Here is a 12,238-nt window from a genome sequence, read left to right as displayed (position 1 = left end):
CAGGGCCGCACGCGGATCAAGCCTGGGGGGCGCTCTGCGGTGCGCTTACTTCCGACAGCGTCCACCCGCCATTGCCATCGACCGCCAGCGCGTGGGTATGGAAACCCGCCAGCGTGCTGCGGTGGCCCACGCTCACCAGCATGGTCGAGCGCATCTGCTCGCGCAGCAGCGTGTACAGCGCATGCTCCAGGCCCTCGTCCATGGCCGAGGTGGATTCATCGAGAAAGACGATGGCGGGCCGGTTGAACAGCACGCGCGCAAAGGCCAGGCGCTGCTGCTCGCCAATCGACAGGATGCGGGACCAATCCTGGTTGACATCCAGCTTGTCGGCCAGATGGGCCAGGCTGACCTGGCGCAGCGCCTGTTGAAGGCGCTCGTCGTCCTGCGGTGAAGCATCCATCGGATAGGCAATGGCCGTGCGCAGGTCCCCCAGCGGCAGATACGGGCGCTGCGACAGGAACAGCGCCTGGTGGCCGCCCGGGCGGCCCACCGTGCCCTGGGCATGCGGCCACAGGCCGGCAATGGACCGCAGCAAGGTGGTCTTGCCGCTGCCCGAAGGCCCCTTGATCAGCAGCGCCTGGCCGGGAATGAGCTTGAGTTGCAGGCCGCTGAGCAGGTGGTGGCCGTCCGGGCGGCTGACCTGCAGGTCCTCGATGTCCAGGGCGCCGGGCTGCTCTCTGTGGACGACCTGGGGCAGTTCGCGGGTCTGGGCATTGGCATCCAGAAAGCCGCACAGGCGATCCAGCGCGGCGCGGTACTGGGCGAAGGTGTCGTAGGAGGTGCGGAAAAATGACAGCGCATCCTGCACCTGCCCGAAGGCCTGCGAGGTCTGCATCACATCACCGAGCTTGATGGCACCGCTGAAAAAGCGCGGCGCCTGCAGCAGAAAGGGAAAGACCACGGCCACTTGGTTGACGGTGAGGTTGAAGCCGTCGAACTTCAGGCTGCGGTAGACCAGCGCCCAGACATTGGCGATCAACGCCGAAAAGCGCGTCAAAAGCGTGTTGCGCTCGATGGCCGCGCCCTGGTAGAAGGCGATGTTCTCCGCATATTCGCGCACGCGCACCAGGGCGTAGCGGAAGTTGGCGGTCAGCCTCTCGTTCAGGAAGTTCAGCCGGATCAGCGGCTGGCCCAGGCGAAAGGCGATCAGCGTGGCGACGATCACATAGAGGTAGACCGCGAACACCATGGCCCGCGGAACCTCCACGCCCGCCACCGCGATGGGCGCGGACAGCCCCCAGAGAATGCCCGTGAACGCCACCAGCGAGACCACCGCGCTGACGGCACCCAGCGCCAGGGTCAGCGAGTTCGAGACAAAGGTGTTCACATCCAGCTCGATGCGCTGGTCGGGGTTGTCCACCGGCTCGTCCAGGAAGTGGCTGCGATAGTAGGCATCGCCGCGCATCCAGTCGGTGGTCACGCGCTCGTTGAGCCACACCCGCCAGCGGATGCGAAACGCCTGGTTCACATAGAAATTGAACAGCTCGCGCAGGATGTGGACCGTGGCCAGCACCGCAAAGATACCCAGGAAGCGCCAAAAGCCCTTCTGGTCCAGTTCCTGCAGCGCGCTGTAGAAGCCGTTGTACCAGTAGGAAAACAGCACGTTCATGCGCACCGAGACCAGGGCCAGCACCAGCAGCAGCGTGAACACCAGCAGCGGCCACCAGCTGTTTCTGGGGTGCAGGAACGGGCCGGCCAGCTGCCAGAACTGCCGACCCCAGCGGGTGAATCGAACCACCAGCAGCGCCACGGCCGCGAAAGCCACGACGGTGATCACTGAGGCCGCCGCCAGCCAGACCAGGCTTTCCTGCAGCGCCTTGCTCCAATCCATGTCCATGTCGGAGATCCTCGGGTTGTGTGGGTGGAGAGAATCTACTCCTGTTCAGACAGGCCGGCGGGCAGGCCTGGGCGCATGCCGGCAGCAAGCCATCTGCGCTTGCAATGCCCCCATCGCCGTTGCCGATGGGGCCGCTGCCGACAAGGCCGCTGCGCAGGATTAACATTCCGTGCGTGCCGCCCCGGCGGCAGGCACGAAGACAGGACCGGCCCGCGCGGTTCCCCCACGACAACAGCGATGCCCTCCCGGGGCCCTGCCCGGGCGGCTCAGACACAAGCCAGAACATGCCCGCATCGCCGCCCCAGGCCCACCCGCCACACGACCCCGCCGATGTGCCGGCCCGGCGCCCCGCCCCCGTCAATCTGCGCGATCTGTTCTGGTCCTTCACCTGGCTGGCCCTGCAGGGCTTTGGCGGTGTGCTGGCCGTGGTGCAGCGCGAGCTGGTCGAGAAAAAGCGCTGGCTGACCAATGAAGAGTTTGTGGAGGACTGGGCCGTGGCCCAGATCATGCCCGGCCCCAATGTGGTCAACCTGTCCATCACCATTGGCGAGCGCTACTTCGGCTGGCGCGGTGCCGTGGTGGCCGTGTGCGGCATGCTGTGCTTTCCCATGCTGCTGGTGCTGACGCTGACCGTGATCTATTCCCAGCTGGCCGACCACCCCGCCGTGGCCGGCGCGCTGCGCGGCATGGGCGCCGTCGCAGCCGGCCTGGTGGCGGGCATGGGCCTGAAGCTGGCCAGCACGCTGAGCCGCCACCCGCTGGGGCGCTGGTGCAGCGCGGGCCTGGCGCTGGCCTCGTTCATTGCCATGGCGGTGATGCGCATTCCGCTGGCCTGGGTGCTGCTGGTGGTCGGCGGCGCGGGCTGCGTGCTGACCTGGAGAAAGCTCACGCCATGAATGCTGCCCACCAGATTGCACTGAGCCTGCAGCCCGCCGACTGGTTGCAGTTGCTGCTGTATTTCCTGACGCTGTCGCTGATGGCCGTGGGCGGGGCCATTGCCACGGCGCCCGACATGCACCGTTTTCTGGTCGATGGCCATGGCTGGCTCAGTGAGGCGCAGTTCAGCTCCTCCATCGCCATTGCCCAGGCGGCGCCCGGGCCCAATGTGCTGTTCATCGCCCTGCTGGGATGGAACCTGGGCCTGAACGCAGGCGGAGGCACGGGCCTGCTGGCCTGGGCCTTTGGAGCACTGGGCGTGACCATCTGCATGATCGGCATCCTCTTGCCCAGTTCGCTGCTGGCCTGGCAGGCATCGCGCTGGGGCCAGCGCAACAGGAACCGGCGCGGCGTGCGGGCCTTCAAGCAGGGCATGGGCCCTCTGGTCATCGGCCTGCTGCTGGCCACGGGCTGGCTGCTGGGCACGGGCAGCGGCCGCCCCGCCCAGGATTGGCGCCTGTGGCTGCTGACCCTGGTCTGCGCCCTGCTGGTCTGGCGCACGCGCATTCACCTGCTGTGGCTGCTGGGCGCCGGCGCGGCGCTGGGAGCGCTGGGCTGGATCTGAGCGGATGCGCGAGAGGGAGGGGACTGCCCCGGTTGTGCGTCAAAAGGAGCCGCCATGGCGCAAGCCCCTTCCCTCCCCCTGGGCCGCGTCGGGCGGCCTGCCCCTCCGCCTTCAGTCGCCCAACAGCAGCGGCAGCACCTGTGCCGACGGGCCGCGCAGGCATTGGTGGGCCGCGTCATCCAGCTCGGACGGTGCGGGATTGATCACGGCCACATGTGCGCCCGCCCTGCGTGCGATTCGCGCCAGCCCTGCAGCCGGGTACACGGCGCCCGATGTGCCCACCACCAGCAGCACATCGCAGTGCTGCACCGCCGCCTCGGCGGCCTGCCACACGCCCATGGGCAGGGACTCGCCGAACCAGACCACGCCCGGGCGCACCAGGTTGCCGCAGACGGCGCACTGCGGCGGCTCGCCCGGCTTCACCTGGGCCAGATCGCAGCATGCGCGCGGCCTTTCCAGCCATCGGTCCCGCATCAGCTCACCATGCAGGCACAGCACGCCGGGGCTGCCTGCGCGCTGGTGCAGGCCATCGACGTTCTGCGTGACCAGCGTCATGCGGCCCGGGTGGCGCAAGGCCCATTGCGCCAGCGCATGGTGGCCGGCGTTGGGCTGCACCGCAGCCACGGCTTCGCGCCGGTGCGCATACCACTGCCAGACGCGCTGCGGATGCGCGCGAAAGCCTGCCTCGCTGGCCATGTCCTGCGGGTTGAACTGTGCCCAGTAGCTGTTCTTGTCGTCGCGAAAGGTGGGTACGCCGGATTCGGCGCTGACGCCTGCGCCCGTGAGCACCGCGATATGGGCTGCACGCGCGATGCGGTCGCGCAGCTCGCCCTGGCCGGCCAGTTCAGGCTCGGCGGGGGAAGGCGAGGAAAGGGAATGTTCGTCGGGCATCGGGGCGGCGATGGAAAAAAGGCAGGCCATTGTGAGGCAGTGTCGCCCCGCCACGCATCAAATGCCTTTTTCCACCATCTCCAGCAGGCGCAGCGCCAGCGCACGCCGCTGCTCGGCGGTGGCGTGGCGTAGCGGCCCGTCTATCACCAGCAAGGCCATGCCGTGCACCGCGGACCAGGCCAGGAACTCGGCCTGGGGCCGGCGCTCGGCAGGCAGCACGCCGGCCTCGGCCATGCTGTCCAGCGCATAGCCCAGCAGCTCGAACGGGTTCAGTCCCATGGCCGCTGCACGCGTGGTGTCCGGCGGCAGGTCCACGTCGTACTCGACCGAAGCAAAGGCCGTGCGAAACCAGCCGGTCTCCGTCTGGGCAAAGCCCAGATAGCCGCGCCCCACGGCGGCCAGCAGCGCGCGTGAGCGCTGCAGCACATCGGGCAGGGTGCGCGCCTGGGCCATTTCGGCCTCGATGGCTGCGGCCAGTGCGCCCAGGGCCGCAGCGCGCACGGCATCAAACAGCGCCTGGCGGTTGGCAAAGTGACGATAGGCTGCATTGGGCGCCACGCCCGCCCGGCGCGTGGCCTCGCGCAGCACGATCGCCTGGGGACCGCCTTCACGCGCCAGCGCCAGGCCAGCCTCGACCAGGGCCTGGCGCAGGTCGCCGTGGTGATATGACTCACGCCTGACACGTCGCTGCGTCACTGTTTTGCTTCCTTTTTTCTGCGTGGCCACATCACCCGAGAGGGAAGACAGCCCTGCCCCGCCGATTTACAGCTTGACACCGAAGCTGACAGCGCTTGATGTGGACAGCGTCCATTTTAGTCCCTAGCATATGTGAACGGCGTACACACGCCGGGCAGAAATCGATAAAAAGCCGGCATCGAACGGCATGAAACGGTTATCACCGTCACCAAGGAGACAAGCATGGCTTTGCACACCGGCCGCATACAGCCCTGCCTCTGGTTCGACAACCAGGGCGAGCAGGCGGCGCGCTTCTATACCGAAGTCTTTCCCGATTCCCGCATCACGGCTATTGCGCGCTACGGCGAAGCAGGCCACGACATCCACGGCAGGCCGGCGGGCAGCGTGATGACGGTGCAATTCGAGCTGGAAGGCCAGCCCTTTCTGGCGCTCAACGGCGGCCCCATGTTCCGCTTCAACGAGGCCGTCTCGCTGATGGTCAGTTGCGATACACAGGACGAGATAGACCACTACTGGGGCGCCCTGTCCGAGGGCGGCGACCCGGCGGCGCGTCAATGCGGCTGGCTCAAGGACCGCCATGGCCTGTCGTGGCAAATCGTTCCGTCCCAGATGGCCAGCTGGATGGGAGGCCCCGACATGGCCGCCGCCCAGCGCGTGATGCAGGCCCTGCTGGGCATGCAAAAGCTGGACATCGCCGCTCTTGAGCGCGCGCATGACGGCGGCTGAAGCCTCCCCCGCCGTCCCGTTCCTCCACTCCCCTCGCCACCGTCCCTCCCAGGAGCGTTCCATGCAATTCATCCCCTATCTGAACTTCAACGGCAACTGTGCCGAGGCCTTCGCCTTCTACGCCAGGCTGTTCGGCGGCACCATCTTGCACCAGAGCACCTTTGGCGAGACGCCGGGCATGGAGCAGATGCCCGAGGCCGACAAGCGCCTGATCATGCATGCCCACCTGCAGATCAAGGACCAGGCGCTGATGGCCTCGGACGCCACCGACAACTGCGGTGGCGGCGGCTACCAGCAGGCCCAGGGCATGTGGATCTCGATCGGCGTGGACGACGCCACCGAAGGCGGCCGCATCTTCAACGCGCTGGCCGAAGGCGGCAAGGTGACCATGCCCTTCCAGGCCACGTTCTGGTCGCCGGGCTTTGGCATGGTGACGGACCGCTTCAACACACCCTGGATGGTCAACGTCAAGGGCGAGGCCTGAACAAGGCCGGCCGACACATTGCCTCAGTCACCCAAGAAGGAGTCCTCATGAACGCCAATCCCGTCGTCTGGTTCGAGATCCATGTGCAGGACATGGCGCGTGCGCGCCGGTTCTATGAAACCGTCTTCCAGGGCAAGCTGGAGCACCTGCCCGCGCCCGATGGCTCCGACAGCCAGGAGATGCTGTCCTTTCCGATGGACATGACAGGCCCCGGCGCGGGCGGAATGCTGGTGCGGATGGACGGCGCACCTTCCGGCGGCGGCGGCACGCTGGTCTATTTCGGCTGCGAGGACTGCGCCATAGAACAGGGCCGCGTCGAGGCCGCAGGCGGGCGCATCGAGCAGGCCAAATTCTCCATCGGCCCCCACGGCCACTGCGCCGTCGTGGTGGACACCGAGGGCAACCGCATCGGCCTGCACTCCATGCAATGAGGAGCACCATGACAGCACAAGACCTTCCCGAACACGCCAACGACCTGGTGCTCACGCGCCTGTTCGACATCCCCGCCGACAGGCTCTACCGCTGCTGGACCGAGCCGACGCTGATCCAGCAATGGTTTGCACCCAGCCCCTGGAGCGTGGCCCGGGTGGACAACGACGTGCGGCCCGGCGGCCACAGCCTCATCGTCATGCGCAGCCCCGAAGGCCAGGAGATGCCCGGCAGCGGTGTCTACCTGGAAGTCATTCCCAACCGGCGCCTGGTCTTCACCGACGCCTTCACCCAAGGCTGGGTGCCAGCCGAAAAGCCCTTCATGACGGGCATCGTCACCTTCGACCCCGAAGGCAGCCAGACCCGCTATACCGCCCGGGTGCGCCATTGGAATGCCGCCGACCGCGCCCAGCACGAGGCCATGGGCTTTCACAGCGGCTGGGGCCAGTGCGCAGACCAGTTGGCGGAACTCGCAGCCCGGCTCTGACGCCGGTTTTCACCAGGAGAGCACCATGCACTACATCGACGGATTCGTACTGCCCGTTCCCCGGGCCAACCTGCAGGCCTACCGCGAGGTGGCCGAGGCCGCAGGCAAGGTCTGGATGGAATACGGAGCGCTGCAGTACTGGGAATGCGCGGGCGACGACGTGCCCATGGGCAAGCTGACCTCGTTTCCCCAGGCCGTGCAGCTCAAGGAAGGCGAGATCGTGTTCTTTTCATGGATCGTCTATGCCTCGCGCGCGGAGCGCGACCGCATCAATGCCGCCGTCATGAAGGACCCGCGCATTGCCTCCATGGACCCGGCCACCATGCCCTTCGACGCCAAGCGCATGTTCTGGGGCGGCTTCGAGAGCGTGGTGGAGCTGGGCGCCGACGGCGCGCCAGCCTAGATCTGGTCGGCCGGGGCGGCGGATACGGCAGGCGTGGTGCCCAGGCCGCGCTGGCGCAGCGCCTCGTACAGGCACACGCCGCTGGCCACGGACACATTGAGGCTGGAGACGGCGCCCATCATGGGAATGCCGATCAGCTCGTCGCAGGTCTTGCGCGTGAGCTGGCGCATGCCGTCGCCTTCTGCGCCCAGCACCAGGGCCGTGGGGCCCTTGAGGTCCACTTCGTACAGGGTCTTGGACGCATCGTCGCTGGTGCCGATGATCCAGATGTCGCGCTCCTTGAGCTCGTTGAGCGTGCGCGCCAGATTGGTGACCATGAAATAGGGCACGGTCTCGGCCGCGCCGCTGGCCACCTTGGCCACGGTGGCGTTCACGCCCACCGCATGGTCCTTGGGCGCAATCACCGCATGGGCGCCTGCGCCATCGGCCACGCGCAGGCAGGCGCCGAGGTTGTGCGGATCGGTCACGCCGTCCAGCACCAGCAGCAGCGGGTTGCTGACGCCGTCGGCCTCCAGCTGCTCCAGCAGTTCATCCAGCGAATGCACCTGGGCCACCGCCTCCACGCGCGCGGCCACGCCCTGGTGGCCATGGCTGCCGGCGAGCTTGGCCAGGCGTTCACCGTCGGCCTCGATCAGCCGGACGCCGGCCGACTTGGCGCGGTCGAGGAACTGGCGCATGCGCGCATCGCGGCGCGTGGCCTCGTAGTAGACCTCGATGATGGATTGGGGCGCGGTCTTCATGCGCACGCCGACGGCGTGGAAGCCGAAGAGAACTTTGGGGGACGACATGGGGCGCGATTATCCCGCCAATTGGGCGCAGCCCCGGCACCCGCCGGACGAAGCCCGTCTGCACGCAACGGCTCCTGTGGTTTTTACGTAGCCGCTACACTGCGCGGGTTGGCCGCTTTCCAGCGGGCCCCTCTCATTGCGGCATGCACCGAAGCCACGGGCATGCCGCTTTGCATTTTTCATCGCCCTGTTTTTCCATTTCTTTTTCAACCATCATGCTCAAAGCCTTTCTTGCCTGGCTTGCCCGCACCAGCCTGGTGGGCCAGATCGCCATCAGTCTGGTCGCCGGCGGCCTGTTGGCCTGGCTCTGGCCCGAGGCCGCCCAGTCCGTATCCCTGCTGGGGACGCTGTTCATCTCCGCCCTCAAGGCCGTTGCCCCTGTCCTGGTGCTGCTGCTGGTGGTCTCGGCCACCAGCAACCACCGGCCCGGCCACGCCACGCAGATACGGCCCATCCTGTGGCTGTATGTGCTGGGCACCTTTGCCGCGGCCGTGGTGGCCGTGGTGGCCAGCATGGCCTTCCCGTCCACCATCCAGTTCAAGGACGCCGCCCCCGCCCAGGGCGCGCCTGGGCGCATTGGTGAAGTGCTGATGGCCCTGGTGCAAAGCGCCTTCGACAACCCGGTACGCGCGCTGATGAATGCCAACTACATCGGCATCCTTGCCTGGGCAGTGGCCATGGGCCTGGCCCTGCGCCACGCCTCTGAGACCACGCGCGCCGTGATGCATGACCTGGGCCAGGCCATCACCCGCGTGATCCAGGGCGTGATCCGCCTGGCGCCGCTGGGCATCTTCGGCCTGGTGGCGGGCACCTTTGCCCAGTCGGGCCTGGAAAAGCTGCTGGACTATGCCCACCTGCTGGCCGTGCTGCTGGGCTGCATGCTCTTCGTGGCCCTGGTGGTCAATCCGCTCATCGTCTGGACGCAGACGCGCCGCAATCCCTATCCCCTGGTGCTGACCTGCCTGCGCGAGAGCGCGGTCACGGCCTTCTTCACGCGCAGCTCGGCCGCCAACATCCCGGTGAACCTGGCGCTGGCCAAGCGCCTGGGCCTGGATGAGGACACCTACAGCGTCTCCATCCCGCTGGGCGCCACCATCAACATGGCCGGCGCCGCCGTCACCATCAGCGTGCTCTCGCTGGCTGCGGCCCATACCCTGGGCATCCAGGTCGATCTGCTGACCGCCATCTTGCTGTGCGTGGTGTCCGCGGTGTGCGCCTGCGGCGCCTCGGGCGTGGCCGGTGGCTCGCTGCTGCTGATTCCGCTGGCCTGCAGCCTGTTCGGCATCTCCAACGATCTGGCCATGCAGGTGGTGGGCGTGGGCTTTGTGATCGGCGTGATCCAGGACTCGGCCGAAACCGCACTCAACTCCTCCACGGACGTGATCTTCACGGCCGCGGCCTGCGAGGCGGCCGGGCGGCGCGAAGCTGTCGCCGCCTGAGGTCCTGCCACTGGTTGCAGCCGCTTGACCCGGCGGCCGATCAGGCCGCCAGCGCCTGCCCCTCTTCGATGCTGGCGACGCGGCCGGCCTCGATGGTCACGCGCCGCTCGCAGCGCGCGGCGATGGCTCGGTCATGCGTGACCATGACCAACGTGGTGCCGCGCTCACGGTTGAGCGCGAACATCAGCTCCATGATGGTTTCGCCGGTCGCAAAGTCCAGGCTGCCCGTGGGCTCGTCGGCCAGCAGCACGGCGGGCTCGACCACGAAGGCGCGGGCCAGCGCCACACGCTGCTGCTCACCGCCCGACAGCAGCTTGGGATAGTGGCCCAGGCGCTGGCCCAGCCCCACGCGCTCCAGCATTTCGGTGGCGCGGCGGCGGGCGTCGCGGCTGCCGGCCAGCTCCAGCGGCAGCATCACGTTCTCCAGCGCCGTCAGATTGCCCAGCAGCTGGAAGCTCTGGAAGACAAAGCCCAGCTTCTGCGCACGCACGGCAGCGCGCGCATCCTCGTCCAGCGCAAACATGTCCTGGCCCTGCAGCCGCACCGTGCCGCGCGTGGGCGTATCCAGGCCTGCGAGTATGGACAGCAGCGTGCTCTTGCCCGAGCCCGAGGCACCGACGATGGCCACGGTTTCCCTTGCCGCGAAGCGCAGATCGATATCCCTCAGAATATCCAGTGTTCCGGTCGAATCGCTGACCGACTTGAAGACATGCTCGACTTCGATCAGGGGCTGGGCAGTGCTTTGTGACATGGAGGATGGGAAGACGATGCAAGACAAGCTGCGCGCAATGCGCCGACGCCGCCACTTTATCTCGGCCGGCTTGGCCTTCGGTCTGCTGGGTACTTGGACAGCCATGCCCGCCCGGGCTGCAGACGCCGGCCCGTTGCTGGTGCTGGGCGATTCGCTGAGTGCCGAGTACGGTCTGGCCCGCGGAACGGGCTGGGTGGCGCTGCTGCAAAAGCGCCTGCAGGAGAGCCAGAAAAATGTGCCGCTGGTCAACGCCAGCGTGAGCGGCGAGACCACCTCGGGCGGCCGCTCGCGCCTGCCGGCCCTGCTCAAGCAGCACAAGCCGTCGGTGGTGGTGATCGAATTGGGAGGCAACGATGCGCTGCGCGGCTTGCCGCTGCAAAGCACGCAGGGCAATCTGGACGCCATGGTACGCGCGGCCCGTGATGCCGGGGCCAAGGTGCTGCTGGTGGGCATGCAGGTGCCTCCCAACTACGGCAGCGGCTATACGCGCCAGTTCGAGCAGTTGTTCTCCAAGGTGGCGCAAGAGCAGAAGGTACCGCTCGTGCCCTTCCTGCTGGCCGGTATAGGCGATGCGGCCGACTCGGCCCAGTGGTTCCAGGCTGACCGCATCCACCCCACGGCCAAGGCCCAGCCGCGCATGCTGGACAACGTCTGGCCACAGCTCAGCAAACTGCTGCCCTGAGCACAGGGCAGCCAGGCTGTCAGCTGCTGCGGCCTTCCTCGCCGGAATGCGCCGCTGCGGGGGATGCCTGGTCTTCACCCGCCATACCGCCGCCCTCATGGTCGTCGGGTTTTCTTTCGGCCTTGGCCTTCTCCTTTTCAAGCTTCTTCTGCTTCTTGGCCAGTTCGCGCTGGCGTTTTTCATAGGCGTAGTTGGGTGTCGCCACAGGTGGACTCCTCTGTTGTTGCAAGCCCCACTGTAGCCGCAAGACGGGGCCCGGCCGTAAAACCTCAGGATAGGGGGGACGCAGGGTCGGCAGATTCACCCACGCTGCAGCGGTAAGCATGCCAACTGGCGCAGCCCAGCAAAGGCCCCACCAGCAGCAGGCCCACGCCGTGCCACCACAGCGCAGCAGCCACCAGCACGGTGATGATCGCGGCCCATTGCAGCATGACGGCCAGGTTGAGGCCGACCACGCGCATGCTGGTGATGCAGGCCGTCAGCGCATCGCTGCCCCGGTCCAGCATGGCCGGCAGCGCCACCACCATGCTGGCGAACACCAGGGCCGCGAAGGCGCCGCCGACCAGCACGTAGATCGCCAGGAACTCCCAATTCTCCGGCCGTGCCACGGCCTGCAGCATGCCGGCCGTGGTGGGCATGCCGGTATCGAAGAACACGGCAAACACCACCATGGAGGCGCGCGCCCAGAGCATTTCCAGCACCAGCAAAACCATGACCAGCATGCCCATGCTGCCCATTTGCGTGTCCCAGCAGGTCAGCGAGCTGCCAAGCTCCGGCGGCAATCCCCGCTCCAGCCTGCGGCTGGTGTCGTACAGGCCCATGGCCAGGAAGGGGCCGATGAGCAGACAGCCGCTGGCCATGGCCATGCTGTATTCAGGGCTGGCACGGAACACCCAGCCGATGAGCAGGGCCATGGCCCAGAAGCACAGGCCATAGAACAGCGCAACGCCCGGCGCCCGCCGCAGATCGCGCCAGCCCAGCGCCAGCCAGCGCCAGGGATCGGCCATGCGCAGCGGTTGCACCTGCAGCGCGCCAGCCGGGTGGTCGGAAGCTTTCTCGGGAGCGGGGGATGCCTGCATGCCTGGACCTCCTGGATCAGCGAGCCCCAAGTTAGCGCAGCCATG

The 12,238-nt window shown here is 67.3% G+C and carries 16 protein-coding genes; 9 read left to right on the top strand and 7 right to left on the bottom strand.

All coding sequences use genetic code 11. The features are described 5' to 3' along the window. Positions 1-16: 16 nt before the first annotated feature. Positions 17-1,837: an ABC transporter ATP-binding protein/permease gene (locus HFGMBDPB_RS10600; protein ID WP_212645373.1), complete on the bottom strand. Its 1,821-nt coding sequence runs from the start codon at positions 1,835-1,837 to the stop codon at positions 17-19. Between the two features lie 284 nt (positions 1,838-2,121). Here HFGMBDPB_RS10600 and HFGMBDPB_RS10595 point away from each other — a divergent pair, with 284 nt between their 5' ends. Beyond that, complete coding sequence (locus HFGMBDPB_RS10595; RefSeq protein ID WP_016447143.1) at positions 2,122-2,733, top strand: chromate transporter; 612 nt, start codon at positions 2,122-2,124, stop codon at positions 2,731-2,733. After that, complete coding sequence (locus HFGMBDPB_RS10590; RefSeq protein ID WP_016447144.1) at positions 2,730-3,338, top strand: chromate transporter; 609 nt, start codon at positions 2,730-2,732, stop codon at positions 3,336-3,338. Before HFGMBDPB_RS10595 ends, HFGMBDPB_RS10590 begins: the two co-directional genes overlap by 4 nt. Positions 3,339-3,449: 111 nt before the next feature. On the opposite strand, the gene HFGMBDPB_RS10585 is transcribed toward HFGMBDPB_RS10590, so the two are convergent. Together HFGMBDPB_RS10585 and HFGMBDPB_RS10580 are read right to left on the bottom strand one after the other, a co-directional pair. Then, positions 3,450-4,229, bottom strand: coding sequence for an SIR2 family NAD-dependent protein deacylase (locus HFGMBDPB_RS10585; RefSeq protein WP_026062008.1), 780 nt, complete (start codon positions 4,227-4,229; stop codon positions 3,450-3,452). A 57-nt stretch (positions 4,230-4,286) separates the two neighbouring features. Further along, complete coding sequence (locus HFGMBDPB_RS10580; protein WP_016447146.1) at positions 4,287-4,925, bottom strand: TetR/AcrR family transcriptional regulator; 639 nt, start codon at positions 4,923-4,925, stop codon at positions 4,287-4,289. Positions 4,926-5,147: 222 nt separating this feature from the next. Between HFGMBDPB_RS10580 and HFGMBDPB_RS10575 the strand changes: the two genes are divergently transcribed. The 5 genes from HFGMBDPB_RS10575 (at position 5,148) to HFGMBDPB_RS10555 (ending at position 7,454) form a co-directional block, all read left to right on the top strand. After that, a complete protein-coding gene (locus tag HFGMBDPB_RS10575; RefSeq protein WP_016447147.1) occupies positions 5,148-5,651 on the top strand; it encodes a VOC family protein in 504 nt (167 codons plus the stop codon). 61 nt (positions 5,652-5,712) lie between these two features. Further along, on the top strand, positions 5,713-6,135 hold the full coding sequence (locus tag HFGMBDPB_RS10570) for a VOC family protein (protein WP_209802569.1): 423 nt from the start codon (positions 5,713-5,715) through the stop codon (positions 6,133-6,135). 47 nt (positions 6,136-6,182) lie between these two features. Then, a complete protein-coding gene (locus HFGMBDPB_RS10565; RefSeq protein ID WP_013802186.1) occupies positions 6,183-6,566 on the top strand; it encodes a VOC family protein in 384 nt (127 codons plus the stop codon). 8 nt (positions 6,567-6,574) lie between these two features. Next, positions 6,575-7,051, top strand: coding sequence for an SRPBCC family protein (locus tag HFGMBDPB_RS10560; protein WP_016447149.1), 477 nt, complete (start codon positions 6,575-6,577; stop codon positions 7,049-7,051). A 25-nt stretch (positions 7,052-7,076) separates the two neighbouring features. Continuing rightward, positions 7,077-7,454, top strand: a complete 378-nt coding sequence (locus HFGMBDPB_RS10555; RefSeq protein ID WP_016447150.1) for a DUF1428 domain-containing protein — start codon at positions 7,077-7,079, stop codon at positions 7,452-7,454. Here the strand turns inward: HFGMBDPB_RS10555 and rlmB are convergent. Continuing rightward, the gene (gene rlmB / locus HFGMBDPB_RS10550; RefSeq protein WP_212645372.1) at positions 7,451-8,242 is read right to left on the bottom strand and encodes a 23S rRNA (guanosine(2251)-2'-O)-methyltransferase RlmB; all 792 of its coding nucleotides are present in this window, start codon (positions 8,240-8,242) and stop codon (positions 7,451-7,453) included. The genes HFGMBDPB_RS10555 and rlmB overlap by 4 nt on opposite strands. 215 nt (positions 8,243-8,457) lie before the next feature. Between rlmB and sstT the strand changes: the two genes are divergently transcribed. Further along, positions 8,458-9,681: a serine/threonine transporter SstT gene (gene sstT / locus HFGMBDPB_RS10545; protein ID WP_212645371.1), complete on the top strand. Its 1,224-nt coding sequence runs from the start codon at positions 8,458-8,460 to the stop codon at positions 9,679-9,681. Between the two features lie 40 nt (positions 9,682-9,721). On the opposite strand, the gene HFGMBDPB_RS10540 is transcribed toward sstT, so the two are convergent. Continuing rightward, complete coding sequence (locus HFGMBDPB_RS10540; protein ID WP_017403911.1) at positions 9,722-10,432, bottom strand: ABC transporter ATP-binding protein; 711 nt, start codon at positions 10,430-10,432, stop codon at positions 9,722-9,724. A gap of 16 nt (positions 10,433-10,448) precedes the next feature. On the opposite strand from HFGMBDPB_RS10540, the gene HFGMBDPB_RS10535 reads away from it, so the two are divergent. After that, on the top strand, positions 10,449-11,114 hold the full coding sequence (locus HFGMBDPB_RS10535) for an arylesterase (RefSeq protein ID WP_016447154.1): 666 nt from the start codon (positions 10,449-10,451) through the stop codon (positions 11,112-11,114). A gap of 19 nt (positions 11,115-11,133) precedes the next feature. On the opposite strand, the gene HFGMBDPB_RS10530 is transcribed toward HFGMBDPB_RS10535, so the two are convergent. Together HFGMBDPB_RS10530 and HFGMBDPB_RS10525 are read right to left on the bottom strand one after the other, a co-directional pair. Next, positions 11,134-11,319, bottom strand: a complete 186-nt coding sequence (locus HFGMBDPB_RS10530; RefSeq protein ID WP_016447155.1) for a hypothetical protein — start codon at positions 11,317-11,319, stop codon at positions 11,134-11,136. Positions 11,320-11,383: 64 nt separating this feature from the next. Beyond that, on the bottom strand, positions 11,384-12,193 hold the full coding sequence (locus HFGMBDPB_RS10525) for a DUF2189 domain-containing protein (protein ID WP_047470570.1): 810 nt from the start codon (positions 12,191-12,193) through the stop codon (positions 11,384-11,386). Positions 12,194-12,238 lie beyond the last annotated feature (45 nt).

This window comes from Delftia sp. PE138 (assembly GCF_018320755.1).
GTDB lineage: Bacteria > Pseudomonadota > Gammaproteobacteria > Burkholderiales > Burkholderiaceae_C > Comamonas > Comamonas tsuruhatensis.
Note: the sequence above shows the minus strand (reverse complement) of the source record. Positions and strands in the feature narration are given on the sequence as shown.